The organism is Caulobacter radicis, assembly GCF_003094615.1.
Classification (GTDB): Bacteria; Pseudomonadota; Alphaproteobacteria; order Caulobacterales; family Caulobacteraceae; genus Caulobacter; species Caulobacter radicis.
The window spans coordinates 81,588-95,055 of the sequence record NZ_QDKO01000024.1 but is presented as its reverse complement, the minus strand read 5'-3'; the positions used below and the strand labels follow the sequence as shown (position 1 = coordinate 95,055).

Below are 13,468 nucleotides of genomic sequence, written 5' to 3'. Positions count from 1 at the left end.
ACTTACTCCGCCCAGAGGATGCGGACCGGGGCGCGGTCCTGCTTCAGGATCCTGGCGATCGGCAGGTCGGGATCGACCTCGCCGGCCAGGAGCTCACGCTTGGCCTCGCCCGTGACCAGCAACACGATCAGCGACGCCTGAATCAACGCCTGGAAGGTCAGGCTGATCCGGGGCAGGTCGGGGGCCGGCTCGCCTTTCGGCACGGCCACGACCAGGCGGTCGGTGTCGGGATCCAGGCCCGCGGCCAGGGCCGGGTTGCCCGGGAACAGCGAGGCGAAATGGCCGTCGGCGCCGACGCCCAGCAGCACCACGCCGAACGGCAGGGCCTGGGCGACGCCTTCTTCGGCCTTCGCGGCCGAGGCTTCGTGGTCGACGCCGTCGAAATAGAGCGGCGCGAAGGCGGCCTTGGCCGCGTCGCCGGTCAGCATGTGACGGCGCACCAGGGCCTCGTTGCTGCCCGGATGGTCGAGCGGCACGAAGCGGTCGTCGCTGAGGGTGACGGTGACCTTGTCCCAGGGAACGGTCAGGGTCGCCAGGCGGTCGTAGACCGGCGCGGGCGTCGTGCCGCCGGTGGCGGCGAACCCGGCCTTGCCGTGGGTGGCCACGGCCGTGGTCAGGGCGCCAGCGATGGTCGAGGCGGCCGCGTCGTACAGGGCTTCGCGCGTCGGGAAGACTTCGATCTTGGGCATGTTGCGGATACCCTCTTACGACTTCCAGCCGCGGCCTTGCGGCGCGATCAGCGAGGCGGCGCTGGGCGGCCCCCAGGTGCCGGCGGCGTAGGTCGCCGGTTCGATGCCCGCATCGGCCCAGGCCTTGGCCACGCCGTCGACGAACCGCCACGCGGCCTCGACCTCGTCGCGACGGACGAACAGGGTGCGGTCGCCGCGGAACGCGTCCAGCAGCAGCTTCTCGTAGGCGATCCGGCGGCGCGCGCCCGGCGCGGCCATGTTCAGCGACAGCGGCAGCGACTGCAGGCGCATGCCCTCTTCCGACAGGCCCGGACGCTTGGTCATCACCGACAGCGAGATGTCTTCTTCCGGCTGCAGGTCGATGACCAGGCGGTTGGCCTGCATCTCGCCTTGCGTCACCTGGCCGAAGATGTTGTGCGGCACGGGCTTGAACTGCACGACGATCTGGGTGCGGCGGTCGGGCAGGTTCTTGCCGGTGCGCAGGAAGAACGGAACGCCGGCCCAGCGCCAGTTGTCGATGGCCACCTTCATGGCCACGAAGGTCTCGGTCCTGGACGGCTGGCCGACTTCCTCGGCATAGCCGGCGCGGGCCGTGCCCTCGACCACGCCCGCCACGTACTGGCCGCGGACGGTGTCGTGCGCCACGTTGTCCTTGGTGAAGGGGCGCAAGCTGCGCAGCACCTTGACCTTCTCGTCGCGCACGGCGTCGGGGTCGAAACCCGACGGGGCCTCCATGGCCACCAGGCAGAGCAGTTGCAGCAGGTGGTTCTGCAACATGTCGCGCAGGGCGCCGTACTCGTCGTAATAGGGCCAGCGGTCGCCGACCTTCTCGGTCTCGGCGATGGTGATCTGGACGTGGTCGATCGACTTGTTGTCCCACAGCGGCTCGAACAGCACGTTGGCGAACCGCAGGGCGGTGAGGTTCTGGACCGTCTCCTTGCCCAGATAGTGGTCGATGCGGAAGATCTGGCTCTCGTCGACCACGGCGCCGACGGCGGCGTTGGTGGCCTTGGAGCTTTCGAGGTCGCGGCCGATCGGCTTTTCCAGCACCAGGCGCGTCGACGGGCCGGTCAGGCCGGCGGCCTGCAGGGCCTGGCAGGCGGACGGATAGAGGCTGGGCGAAACCGCGAAGAACACCGTCAGCGAGTCGTGGCCGCCGATCTTGCCGGCCAGGGCCTTGGCGCCCTCTTCCTTGGTGATGTCGACCGAGAGGTAGTCGAGGCGGGCGGCCAGGCGCTCCCAGGCGGCTTCTTCGACATTGGCGCGCTTGCCCAGGTGCTCGCGCACCAGCTTGCGGTAGCCCGCGCCGTCCAGCTCGCCGCGCGCGACGCCGAAGATGCGCAGGTCGCGCGGCAGCAGCCGATCGACTTCCAGGAAATACAGCGACGGCAGAAGCATCCGCAGGGCCAGGTCGCCGGCGCCTCCGAGGAGCACCAGGACGTCGCGGCCCGTCTCACCGTTCTCGGCTTTTTTCTTGGTCAATTTCGTCCACCCTATGACAACGTTGTCATGACATGCCCGTGCGCGCTTGGCAAGCATGGGGGTCGGTCCGGCCCGAGGCCGACCCCAAAAACCGCGCTGTGGCGGCCCCTACCTAGGCCCTTTGTCGGCCGGTCGCCATAAGACCAATCGCATTTCAAGAACGCGTCACATGGCCTGTCCGCGCCGCCCTTTTTCAGGCATCAACTGCCCATGAGCACGACCCTGCGCCGCGCCGCCCCAGGCGACGCCGAGACCTTGTCCGCCCTGGGGGCGCGCACCTTCACCGAGACCTTCGCGCACCTCTATCCGCCCAAGGACCTGGCGACCTTCCTGGCCTATGCCTACGGCCTGGAGCGCACCTGCCGCGACCTTGCCGATCCCGAAAAGGCCAGCTGGATCCTCGAGCACGACGGCCAGGCGATCGGCTACGCCCTGGCCGGTCCCTGCGACCTGCCCCACCCGGACGTCGAGCCGGGTCACGGCGAGCTGAAGCGAATCTACGTGCTGAAGGATCACCAGGGCGGCGGCCGCGGCTCGCTGCTGCTGAACACCGCGCTGGAATGGCTGGAACAGGATGGTCCGCGCCCGCTGTGGATCGGCGTCTGGTCCGAGAACTTCGGCGCCCAGCGCCTCTACGGCCGCATGGGGTTCGAAAAAGCCGGCGAGTATTTCTTCCCGGTGGGCGAGATCCAGGACCTGGAGTTCATCCTGCGGCGGGGGTGAGCCTCGCCCACTCTCCTTACCCTCGTCATCCCGGCCGCAGCGCAGCGGAGAGCCGGGACCCAGGAGACGGGGCGCGGTGGGTGGATCAGGCGCGGTCGGCGGGAGCCGCTGCCGTGCATCGCCCCCTGGGTCCCGGGTCTACGGCGCGCAAGCGCGCCTCCGCCCGGGATGACGATATTGAAGGCCTCAATGCCCCGGACGCGGCTCGAACGAGCGCTTCTCGTCCTTCAGCTCGACGCAGTCCTTGTCGGGCTTCTGGCCGTGCTGGGCCTTGGGCTCCGATTTCGGGACCGCGTAGTTGGTCATCGGGTTCTGGTGTTGGAACGGCTTGGTCATCATGGCGGCGCCTCCCGTCTGAACATCACTCTACGCCCTCTGGCGGCGTTTTTCATTGATCGGCCTCAAGCCGCCTCGCACAGCGCATCGAGCTGCTGCACGTCGACGGCCACGCTGAGCTCCGACAGGCCCGGATCGCCGATCACCGTGCCCGAGACCGGCAGGGCCTCGGCGGGGGTGCGGGTGGCGGCCACCCGGATCAGGTCCTCGGACTCGGCCAGGCCGTTGGTCGGGTCGAACTCGGTCCAGCCCAGGTCGGGCAGGAAAACCTCGCACCAGGCATGGGTCGCGCCCGCGCCTCGAACGCCCCCATGCGCGGAGCTATAGATGTAGCCCGTGGCGAACATCGCCGCGTAGCCCAGCCGCCGCAGCGCCTCGACCATCAGCCAGGCGAAGTCGCGGCAGGTGCCCGCCCCGCGCGCCACGGTCAGGGCCGGGCTCTGGGTGCCTTCGGCGGCGCGGGCCTGGTATTCGAACTGGTCGTGGATCGTGGCGTTCAGGCGCAGCAGGAAATCGAGCGCCGGCTCGTCGGGCCGCTCCATCTGCTCGCGCAGCCAGCGCAGCAGCACCCGGTCGGCGTCCTCCGTGGCCGGGCGGATGAACGGATCGAGCACCGCCCGGTCCTCGCGACCGTAGACGATCGGCGAGACCGTGTGCGGGTCGTCGATCGCCTGGTCGCTCAGCGGCGCTGGAAAGCGGTCGATCACCAGGCTGCTGGTGATGGTCAGGAACTCGGCCTGCCCCTCCGGCTGGAAGGTGCAGACGCAGTTGCCGCTGGCGTCGTAGCTCCAGCGCGTCTGGCCGGGCAGCGAGGTGGCCAGCCTGGCCTCGACGATGCGGATGGCGTGGCTGTCGCGCGGCCGGATCAGCAGCCGGTGCGGCCCGAACGCCACCGGGCGCTCGTAAGCGTAACGGGTCTCGTGAGTGATGCCGAGCCGGGCCATGGGGCCACCTTAACCCTCAGGCCGGGCGATCGTTCCTCACATGCCGGTGATTCGTGCAGGTGATCGGAAGCTGAGTTGGTGCGCGCTGATTATAGCCCCTCTCTCTTTGAGAGAGGGAGGGGCCCGCCGCGAAGCGGTGGGAGGGTGAGAGGTTTCACCCCTGGCCGTGGATCCCAATTCTCGCCTTAAGCCGTCATCCCGGCCGCAGCGAAGCGGAGAGCCGGGACCCAGGGGCCGCCGCACTGCGTCGATATCCGCCGGGGCGCCCAAACTGGCTGCCGAGCCCAGTCCCCTGGGTCCCGGATAAGCCCTTTGGGCTTTCCGGGATGACGAAGTGGGGGCGCTTCATCGGCGAGAGCGTACCCTCTCACCCTCCCACGCCTGCGGCGCGGGCCCCTCCCTCTCTCCATGAGAGAGGGCTTCTACCTTAAGCCGCGAAGCCGGCCTCGGCGAAGGCCAGCATCCGCTCAAGCAGCGAGACCACATCGGCCTCGCTGGTCTGGCCTTCCGACAGCACGTTCAGGCGGTCGAACTCGGCGAAGCGGTTGTTGTGCAGCATGCCCAGGGTGAAGTGCAGCCGCCAGTAGACGTCTTCCGGTGACAGGTCCGGGCGGGCCTTCAGGAGGGCGTCGGAGAAGCGGCGCAGGTGCGAGACGTCGGTCTTGAGCACACTGCGGATCTCGTCGGTGCCCTCGCTGCGGGCGCGGATCAGGAACTGCAGCGAGATGCGGCGCTCGTGGTCGGGGGCCAGCCAGCGCAGCGGCGGGGTCAGCAGCGCGGCCAGGATCTCGCGCACCGGCGGGGCGCCCTCGTTCCTGTCGTTGGCCTCGTGCAGCATCCGGGCCCGCTCGCGGTTGAGCTCGGCCGTGCGGCGCTTGAAGATCTCGAACAGCAGGGCGTCCTTGGAGCCGAAGTGATAGTTCACCGACGCTAGGTTCACGCCCGCCGCGGCGGTGATGTCGCGCACCGACACGTTCTGGAAGCCGTGCAGGGCGAACAGCCGCTCGGCCGCCGTGAACACCAGGTTCTTGGTGACAGCTTCGGTTTCCTGCGCTTCGGCGTCCTGGCCGGCGGCGATCTCGGTGGTCGAACTCAAGACTTCAATCCCCTTTACCCCTAGGGAACCCTTACAAGCGTTCGAATTTGGCGCAAGCGTCAAGATGCGCCGAGGTCTGAGGAATTTCGTTCAAGACGCAGCCCGGCCACGCTCCCAAGCCTGCGTCATCGACGACATTTGACCGACGACGCGGCGCATCCCACAGTGACGCCGTCAGCACCAAGAGGCGCGATGCCCCGGCACGGCGAGACGATCGGCCAGACCCCGGATTGGCTGCCGCACGAGCGGCCGATGATGCCCGGCTCGCCCTCGACGCCGGACTTCCCCCTGCCCTTCCGCATCGTCCATGGCCTGATCAGCCTGCTGATCGGGGTCACCGGCTCGCTGGGCACGGCGCTGATCTCGGTCAACCTGCCGGCCATCCAGGGCTCGCTGGGCCTGACCCCCACCCAAGGGGCCTGGCTGACCACGATCTACATCATGACCAACATCTCGATGAACCTGCTGCTGGTGAAGTACCGCCAGCAGTTCGGCATCCGGCGGTTCACCCTGGTGTTCCTCAGCCTCTACACGGTGGCCGCCTTCGCCCACCTGTTCCTCGACAACTATCCGATGGCCCTGGCCCTGCGGGCGATCAGCGGCGTCGGCGCCGCCGCGCTCAGCGCCCTGGCCATGTTCTACATGCTGCAGGCCTTCCCCGCCTCGTTCCGCATGGGCGCGCTGGTGCTGGGGGTCGGCGTCTCGCAACTGGGCGCGCCGCTGGCCCGGGTGATCTCCACCGGCCTGCTCGACGCCGCCTACTGGCACGGCCTCTACGCCCTGGAAGCGTGCCTGGCCGCCGCCTGCCTGGCCGCCGTGCTGCTGTTTCGCCTGCCGCACGGGGTGCGCATCCACGTCTTCGAGAAGACCGACGTCCTGACCTTCGCCCTGCTGGGCGGCGGCCTTGGCCTGGTCGTCGCCGTCCTGGGCCTTGGCCGCATCGTCTGGTGGTTCGAGGCGCCGTGGCTCGGCTGGTGCCTTGCCGCCGCCGTGGTGATGATCGCCGTCGCCTCGCTGGTCGAGCACGGCCGCGTCCACCCGCTGATCGACACCCGCTGGGTGGCCACCGGCGCCTTCCTGCGCTTCTGCCTGAACATCGCCCTGGTGCGCCTGATCCTGTCCGAACAGAGCGTCGGCGCCGCTGGCCTGATGAACGCCCTGGGCCTGGCCGCCGAACAGCAGCGGCTGCTCTACGGCGTGGTCCTGCTGGCCACCATAGCCGGCGTCGTGGTCAGCGCCACGACCCTCAACCAGAAGACCCTGGCCCCGCAGTTCCTCGGCTCGATCCTGCTGATCGCCGTCGGCGCCTTCCTCGACGCCCGCGCCACGGTGCTGACCGCGCCGGTCAATCTCTATCTCAGCCAGGCCCTGCTGGCCTTCGCCGCCGCCATGTTCCTGGGACCAGCCTTCATGTTCGGCATCGGCCAGTTGCTGACCCGAGGCCTGGGCTCGATCATCACCTTCTCGGTGATGTTCGGCGTCGCCCAGAACCTGGGCGGCCTGTTCGGGGCCTCGCTGCTGGGCACGCTGCAGACCGTGCGGGCCCAGCATCACGCCGTCTATCTGGCCGAGCACCTGACCGGCTCCGATCCGGCCGTCGCCGCGACCTTGCAGGCCTATGGCGGCGCCTACGCCGCCACTCAAGGCGACCCGGCCTTCCGCGCCGCCGACGGCGTGGCCCTGCTGACCCAACAGTTGATCCAGCAGGCCAACATCCTGGCCTTCAACGACGTCTTCCGGGTGATCGGGATCATCGCCGTCGCCCAGTTCTTCTACGCCGCCCTGCTGTTCGTGCTGCTGGCCGTGCGCATGAAACGCCAGGGCGGCCAGGCGCCCGCGCCGCCGTCTCCCCCGACATCATCCAAGCCCGCCTCGGAACCCGCATGACCGACGCCGCCGCCCCGCCGCCGCCCGCCAATCCCTCACCTCAGCCGCAGCCGGAAGACCGCGCCGCCGCGGCCGCCCCGCCTCCGGCCCGGCCCAAGCCGCCGGGCGTGCGGGCCATCGTGCTGACGGCCGTCATCACCCTGGCCGTGGTGCTGCTGATCCTGTTCCTGTGGAAGCTGCCGCCCTTCGCCGGCTCGGTGCAGCGCACCGACAACGCCTATGTGCGCGGCCAGGTCACCGTCATCGCGCCCCAGCTCAGCGGCTATGTCACCAAGGTGCTGGTGCAGGACTTCCAGACCGTGCGCGCCGGCCAGCCCCTGGTCGAGATCGACCGCCGCATCTACGGCCAGCGCCTGGACCAGGCGCGCGCCACCCTGTCCGCTCGCGAGGCGGACCTGGCCAACTCGACCCAGGCCCAGGCCTCTCGCGAGGCCGCCCTGGCCGCCCGCCACGCCGACATCGGCTCGGCCCAGGCCCAGCTGGAGCGCGCCCGCGCCGACATGGCCCGCGTCGCCGACCTGGCCACCGACGGCTCGGTCTCGCTGCGCGAACGCGACCAGGCCCGCGCGGCCCTGCGCGCCGCCGAGGCCCAGGTGGTGGCCGCCCAGGTCGGCCGCGACATCGCCCGCCAGGACGTCCGCTCGGTCGGCGTCTCGCGGCAGGGCCTGGAGGCCGCCGTGGCCGCCGCCCGCGCCGCCCTGCGCCTCGCCGAGATCGACATGGACAACACGCTCGTCCTGGCCCCCACGGACGGCCAGCTGGGCCAGATCGGTGTGCGCCAGGGCCAGTTCGTCACCGCCGGGACCCAGCTCGTCTCGCTGGTGCCGCCCCAGCGCTGGATCATCGCCAACTTCAAGGAGCGCCAGGCCGGCCGCATGCGCCCTGGCCAGCCCGCCAGCGTCACGGTCGACGCCCTGGGCGACCGGCGCTTCCACGGCCGCATCGAGCAGATCTCGCCGGCCACCGGCTCGGAGTTCAGCATCCTGCCGGCCCAGAACGCCACCGGCAATTTCACCAAGATCGCTCAGCGCCTGCCCGTGCGCATCGTGCTCGAGGCCGGCCAGCCCGACCTTGCCCGCCTGCGCCCCGGCATGTCGGTCGAGGCCCAGGTCGACCTGGCCAAGGCGCCGCGCGAGAAGGAGCGCCGCTGATGCGCCATGCCTTCCCTCTGCTGGCCACGACGCTGCTGCTCGCCGCCTGCGCCACACCCGGCCCCAAGACCGCCCCGCCCAGCGAGGCCGCCGTCAGCCCTCCCGCCGGCTGGCGCGCCGGGTCGCCCGCCGGCCAGGAGGCCGTCGCCGCCGCCTGGTGGAAGGCCTTCGGCGATCCCCGGCTTTCCGACCTCGTGGCCGCCGCCTTCGTTCGCAACGCCGACCTCGGGATCGCCGAGGCCCGGGTGCGCGAGGCAGAGGGCCTGGCCGCCCAATCGCGCGCGGCCCTGCTTCCGACGCTGAACGCCGCGGGCGGGGTGCAGAAACAGCGCGAGCTGTCGGCCTTCGGCACGCCGGCCGAACCGCTGGCCGCCCAGGGCCAGCTCCAGGCCGCCTATGAGATCGACCTGTGGGGCCGGCTGCGGGCCGGCGACGCCGCCGCCCGCGCCAGCCTGCAATCCAGCCGCTACGGCCGCGACGCCGGCCGCCTCTCCGTCGCCGCCGCCGTGGCCCGCGCCTATATCTCCCTGACCTCGCTGGACGCCCAGCTGGCCACGGCGCGCGCCACCCTGGTCTCGCGCCAGGAGGCCGCCGGGCGCGCGCGGCGCCGGGCTCAACAGGGCCTGACCTCCAATCTCGAACTGCGCCAGGCCGAGGGCGAGCTGGAGGCCGCCGCCCAGCGCGTGCCGGCCCTGGAGCTGGCCGTCCGCCGCCAGGAGGCGGGCCTGGCCCTGCTGGCCGGCGACGATGGCGCCGGGCTGATCGCCCGAGGCGGCCTGGACGCCCTGGCCGTGCCGCAGCCGGCCGCTCCCCTGCCCTCCACTCTGCTGGAGCGCCGCCCCGACATCGCCCAGGCCGAGGCCAGCCTCGCGGCCGCCGACGCCAGCCTGGCCGCCGCCCGCGCCGCCTTCCTGCCGCAGGTCAGGCTGTCGGCCGCCGCCGGCGGCCTGAAGGTGCTGCACATCGATCCGCTGACCACCTGGAGCCTGGGCGGCAGCGTGCTGGCCCCGATCTTCGACGGCGAACGCCTGCGCGGCGCCTCGGGCGCCGCCGCCGCCCGCCGCGACCAGGCCGCCTTCGCCTATCGCAAGGCCGCGCTGACGGCCTTCAACGAGGTCGAGAACGCCCTGGAAGGCCAGGGCCGCTTGTCCGAGCAGGAGGACCACGCCCGCCTGCAGCGCGCCGCCGCGGCCCGCACGCTGGACCACGCCCGCAAGCGCTACCAGGCCGGCTACGTCGCCTATCTGGAGGAACTGGACGCCCAGCGTGGCCTCCTGGCCACGGAACTTGCCCTGTCGCAGGTGCGCGAAGCCCGCCTGCTGAACGCCGTGGCGCTCTACCAGGCCCTGGGCGGCGGCTGGACCGCGCCGTAGACGGCCGGCGCTCCGGGCTTCGCAGGAGCGCCAGCAATGCGGGCCACAAGGCCCGGAACTATGGATGCATGGGAAGGAAGGCGGAGGCCCGCGGTAGCGCCGCCGCCTCCAACGCGCCTCTAGTCCTGGCCTAGAAGCAACACCGACTCAGGGGCGATGCGGTCGCCGCCGGGCTCGACGCCAAGCACATCGGCGGCGATCACGCGCACGATGGCGCCCAGCACGTCCAGCTTCTCGCCGCCTTGCGCCGCGGCATAGGCCGGCAGCAGGTCGGCGAATCCCAGCAGCCCGGCCACGTCCAGCGCGGCGGCCGCCAATTGCTCTTCCGTCGGAACCTTTCCCATAGCGCCGTCCGCCATTGCTTCCTCCCCGATCTCGCTCCGCGACGCGCGCGGGCCCGCTCAAGCGGCGGTGTCGTGAGCGTCACCGTACGCACGTTCCACGCGACTTGGCTATGGTCCGTGCAAGTGCGCGACGATCCGTCTCACGAAACCCTGTCCGCGCCCGGTAGATCCCATGGACCGCCAGGCCTCGCCATGCGGCGCTCCGCCGCCGCGACGCAATGGCGCGGCCTTCAGGAGCGGCTGCCAGGGCGCGGAAAAGAAAAAGCCCGGCGTCGCCGCCGGGCCTGTTCGTCGTCTCGTGGTACCACCTCTCGGGCTCGAACCGAGGACCTCTAGATCCACAATCTAGCGCTCTAACCAACTGAGCTAAGGCGGCTCCGCGAGAGGCGTGTTCTTAGTCGGACCCGCCCCCGGGATCAAGCGGCGAAAAGGCGTCCGACGGGGAAATTTTCACGCCTCGAACAGGCCTTGATGCCGCCGCGCCTTCGCCCGGCGTTACGGGCAAAGAAAAACGCCCCGGAACCGGAGTTCCGAGGCGTCTTCTTGGGATCGTCCCAGGTCGGTCGCTATTGCGGGACCTGGAAGGTGATCGGCACCGTGATCTCGCCGCCGTCCACCGGAGCCCCGTCGAGGGTCTTCGGCTTCATGCGGAAGAGGCGCGACAGCTTCAGGGCCGCGTCGCCGAAACCGTAGTCGGCCGGAGATTCCGACACGACCGAGCAGTTCTCGAGCGAACCCTTGGCGTTCACCGAGCAACGGATCGTTGCACGGCCACCGACTTCCATCCGCTGCGCACGGTCCGGATAGTACCGGGCCATGTCGTCCGGGCTCGGGCGACGAGCCCAGTCCGGACGCGTCACGACCGAAGCGCGAGCCGGCGGAGCCGTCACCGGCGCCGGCGGAGCCGACGAGATGATCGGCGGCGCCGTCTGCTCGACCCGCTCCTTGACGGGCGGGATCGGAAGCGGCGGCGGCGGCGTCACGTCCGGCGGCGGCGCGATCGGCGGCCTCGGCTGCACCACCGCGGGAGGCGGAGGCGGAGCGTTGGTCGGCGGCGGCGGCGGCGGCGGCGGAGGCGGCGGCGGAGGCGGCGGAGGCGGAGGCAGCTCCACATCCACGGCTTCGTCGCTGTACTCCTTCAGCACTGCTTCGAACTTCTGCTTCGCCAGGTAGGCGAACAGAGCCGCGTGCAGGCCGATCACGATGATCGTCGCGACGCCGAAGGTGCCGATGCCCTTCTTCCGGCGCGGGCCTTCCGAAGTCAGCGGATCGTAGTGGCGATGCTCGGGCGTTTGTTGTTCAGCCATGCATCACCCCTCAGCTGTTCTCATCACGGCCCACGAGAGCCACGCTGTAGAACCCATTGTCCTGGAGGGTGTTCATCACCTCCATGAACGAGCCGTAGCGCGTCTTTTCGTCAGCACGGATGAAGATGCGCTCCTTCGAAGGGTCGCGTCTGCCGATGTTCTTCGTCAGGTCCTCACCCATCGTGTCAATCGAAGTGCGATCGTCGCCGATGTACAGCTGACCGTTTGACTTGATGGAGATGTAGACCGGTTTCGGCGGGTTAGGCGATGCTTTCGCTACCGCCGGCGGCAGGTTCACTTCGATCGACACGGAGGCCAGCGGGGCCGCCACCATGAAGATGATCAGGAGGACCAGCATGACGTCCACGAAGGGCGTGACGTTGATCTCGCTGTTCTGTTCGACGTTGAACCTGTCGCCGCCGCCGCCCGAAAGTTTGGCGGCCATCGGTCTTACGCCCCCTTGTCGAGCTGACGCGAGATAGCGTTCATCAGTTCAGCAACGAAGCCTTCCGAGCGGGTGCCGTAGGCCGAGATGCGGGTTTGGAAGTAGTTGTAGAAGATAACGGCCGGGATAGCGGCGAACAGACCGATACCGGTGGCGAGCAGGGCTTCAGCGATACCCGGGGCCACGACGGCGAGGTTGGTCGTGTTGGTGTTCGCGATGCTGATGAACGAGGTCATGATCCCGTACACCGTACCGAACAGACCGATGAACGGACCGCCCGAACCGACCGAAGCCAGGAACACCATGCCGCCCGACAGACGCTTGGCGAGCGAGGCTTGCACGGCGTTGATGGCGTAGGTGGCGCGGGCCAGGGTCGAGTCGCGGTGCTCGCCGCCGACTTGCAGGCCAGCTTGACGCGACAGTTCGACTTCTTGGGCGGCCGCGGCGGCCATGTCGGCCAGCGGGTTGCCTTCGAATTCTTCCGACGAGCCGATGCGGGCGATGTCCGAGATCGAACGGGCGCCGCGGAAGGCTTCCAGGAACTGGTCGGTCTGCTTGTTCAGGCTGGCGAACTCGAGGAGCTTCGTGATCAGCAGAACCCACGAGAAGATCGAGGCCAGGATCAGGCCGATCATCACGACCTTAACGACGATGCCGGCGGCCAGGAACATGCCGACCGGGGTCAGCGAGTGCGACTTCATCTTTTCGGTGGCGGCTTCACCAGCGTCCGCGCCTTCGGCGGGAGCGGCGTCAGCGGCCGGGGCCGGGGTTTCAGCAGCCGGGGTGGCGGCCGGAGCGGCGGCTTCGGTGGTGGCCGGCGCGGGAGCGGCGGCGTCCTGAGCGAAGGCCGGGGCGCTCGCCATCAGCGCCATGGCGCCGACGAGAGCGATGAGGGGGGTCTTCCGTTTAATGTCGAGCATCTGTCGCCAGTTCCTGATTGGTCTAGCACGTTTGGACCGAGGGTCGTCGCGCGAGAGCGTCTCCACCCTAACTTGAAAAGCCCGCTTTCCCATCCGATCTCTCGGAAGGTGGGCGAACCCGCTTCGCTGCGCTCGACCCGTTACGCCCGCCGCGGAAGGCTCATGCCCGCCGTGAAGGATCGTTTCGAAGCGCGAGTGACCGGAGCTCCTCTCGAAGCCCAGGCCTTACCGCAATGTTAGAATTGCGGCATGGGTCCTTTGGCAACCCCTTTTCGCACCGTCAAGGGGGCCGCTTGGGCATAAATTTACGACAGTCACCCCCGGTGAACGCCCTTTGCTGCACCGCACAAATGAGAAATCAGGAATTCGAGGCGGTTTTTCCCTATCAAAGGGAATATTGGCGCCGCAGCGCAGCATGCCGACAAAACAGCGATCTTCCGCTGAGTGCGCGCGAGGTGGTCAGATGTCCCTCAAACGAGGCGCCTCAGAATCTCTGAGCCCGCTCGCAAATGTCCTCATCGGACAAGAATCCGTCGCCCCGCCGACTTACCGGTAAGCTCGGGTGAAAGCCCCTACCCGCCGAAACGGCGACGCGAGAGATCGCCCGCCATTGCCGGCGTCGTTCTGAACAGTATGAAAGGAAGGTGGTGCCTGGGGCCGGAATCGAACCAGCGACACGCGGATTTTCAATCCGCTGCTCTACCAACTGAGCTACCCAGGCCCTTGGGCCTTCGAAGCGGTGAAGGCCGCTTCTGGCCTCGCCCGGCGGCG

General features: G+C 69.4%; 13 protein-coding genes and 2 tRNA genes. 4 read left to right on the top strand and 11 right to left on the bottom strand.

What is annotated here, in order from left to right; all coding sequences use genetic code 11:
* Positions 1-2: 2 nt before the first annotated feature.
* Together pgl and zwf are read right to left on the bottom strand one after the other, a co-directional pair.
* Positions 3-689 carry a 6-phosphogluconolactonase gene (gene pgl / locus DDF62_RS15520; protein ID WP_116489931.1) on the bottom strand — a complete coding sequence of 229 codons (687 nt, stop codon included), beginning with the start codon at positions 687-689 and terminating at the stop codon, positions 3-5.
* A 15-nt stretch (positions 690-704) separates the two neighbouring features.
* Positions 705-2,171 carry a glucose-6-phosphate dehydrogenase gene (gene zwf / locus DDF62_RS15515; RefSeq protein WP_244286832.1) on the bottom strand — a complete coding sequence of 489 codons (1,467 nt, stop codon included), beginning with the start codon at positions 2,169-2,171 and terminating at the stop codon, positions 705-707.
* A 210-nt stretch (positions 2,172-2,381) separates the two neighbouring features.
* On the opposite strand from zwf, the gene DDF62_RS15510 reads away from it, so the two are divergent.
* A complete protein-coding gene (locus tag DDF62_RS15510) occupies positions 2,382-2,894 on the top strand; it encodes a GNAT family N-acetyltransferase (protein ID WP_116489929.1) in 513 nt (170 codons plus the stop codon).
* A gap of 186 nt (positions 2,895-3,080) precedes the next feature.
* On the opposite strand, the gene DDF62_RS25685 is transcribed toward DDF62_RS15510, so the two are convergent.
* The 3 genes from DDF62_RS25685 to DDF62_RS15500 all read right to left on the bottom strand — a co-directional run bounded on the left by DDF62_RS25685 (position 3,081) and on the right by DDF62_RS15500 (position 5,270).
* Positions 3,081-3,230 carry a hypothetical protein gene (locus DDF62_RS25685; RefSeq protein ID WP_165832263.1) on the bottom strand — a complete coding sequence of 50 codons (150 nt, stop codon included), beginning with the start codon at positions 3,228-3,230 and terminating at the stop codon, positions 3,081-3,083.
* Positions 3,231-3,295: 65 nt separating this feature from the next.
* On the bottom strand, positions 3,296-4,174 hold the full coding sequence (locus tag DDF62_RS15505; protein ID WP_116489928.1) for a transglutaminase family protein: 879 nt from the start codon (positions 4,172-4,174) through the stop codon (positions 3,296-3,298).
* 427 nt (positions 4,175-4,601) lie between these two features.
* Positions 4,602-5,270, bottom strand: coding sequence for a TetR/AcrR family transcriptional regulator (locus DDF62_RS15500; protein ID WP_101719490.1), 669 nt, complete (start codon positions 5,268-5,270; stop codon positions 4,602-4,604).
* A 192-nt stretch (positions 5,271-5,462) separates the two neighbouring features.
* Between DDF62_RS15500 and DDF62_RS15495 the strand changes: the two genes are divergently transcribed.
* Genes DDF62_RS15495 through DDF62_RS15485 form a run of 3 tightly spaced genes read left to right on the top strand, consistent with a single transcriptional unit; the run spans position 5,463 to position 9,681 of the window.
* Positions 5,463-7,157, top strand: a complete 1,695-nt coding sequence (locus tag DDF62_RS15495; RefSeq protein ID WP_116489927.1) for an MFS transporter — start codon at positions 5,463-5,465, stop codon at positions 7,155-7,157.
* Positions 7,154-8,308 (top strand): HlyD family secretion protein, encoded by a 1,155-nt coding sequence (locus DDF62_RS15490; RefSeq protein WP_116489926.1) that lies wholly within the window; start codon positions 7,154-7,156, stop codon positions 8,306-8,308. The genes DDF62_RS15495 and DDF62_RS15490 overlap by 4 nt, the downstream gene beginning before the upstream one ends.
* On the top strand, positions 8,308-9,681 hold the full coding sequence (locus DDF62_RS15485; RefSeq protein WP_116489925.1) for an efflux transporter outer membrane subunit: 1,374 nt from the start codon (positions 8,308-8,310) through the stop codon (positions 9,679-9,681). Before DDF62_RS15490 ends, DDF62_RS15485 begins: the two co-directional genes overlap by 1 nt.
* Before the next feature lie 119 nt (positions 9,682-9,800).
* Here DDF62_RS15485 and DDF62_RS15480 read toward each other — a convergent pair whose 3' ends face one another.
* The 6 genes from DDF62_RS15480 to DDF62_RS15455 all read right to left on the bottom strand — a co-directional run bounded on the left by DDF62_RS15480 (position 9,801) and on the right by DDF62_RS15455 (position 13,418).
* Entirely contained in the window at positions 9,801-10,040 is a 240-nt protein-coding gene (locus DDF62_RS15480; RefSeq protein ID WP_133244934.1) for a hypothetical protein, read from the bottom strand.
* Between the two features lie 284 nt (positions 10,041-10,324).
* Positions 10,325-10,401, bottom strand: a tRNA-His gene (locus DDF62_RS15475).
* A gap of 190 nt (positions 10,402-10,591) precedes the next feature.
* Positions 10,592-11,332 carry an energy transducer TonB gene (locus DDF62_RS15470; RefSeq protein WP_116489923.1) on the bottom strand — a complete coding sequence of 247 codons (741 nt, stop codon included), beginning with the start codon at positions 11,330-11,332 and terminating at the stop codon, positions 10,592-10,594.
* A gap of 10 nt (positions 11,333-11,342) precedes the next feature.
* Entirely contained in the window at positions 11,343-11,777 is a 435-nt protein-coding gene (locus DDF62_RS15465; RefSeq protein WP_058347885.1) for a biopolymer transporter ExbD, read from the bottom strand.
* 5 nt (positions 11,778-11,782) lie between these two features.
* Entirely contained in the window at positions 11,783-12,697 is a 915-nt protein-coding gene (locus DDF62_RS15460; protein ID WP_116489922.1) for a MotA/TolQ/ExbB proton channel family protein, read from the bottom strand.
* A gap of 645 nt (positions 12,698-13,342) precedes the next feature.
* Positions 13,343-13,418 (bottom strand) — tRNA-Phe (locus tag DDF62_RS15455).
* Between the last annotated feature and the right edge of the window lie 50 nt (positions 13,419-13,468).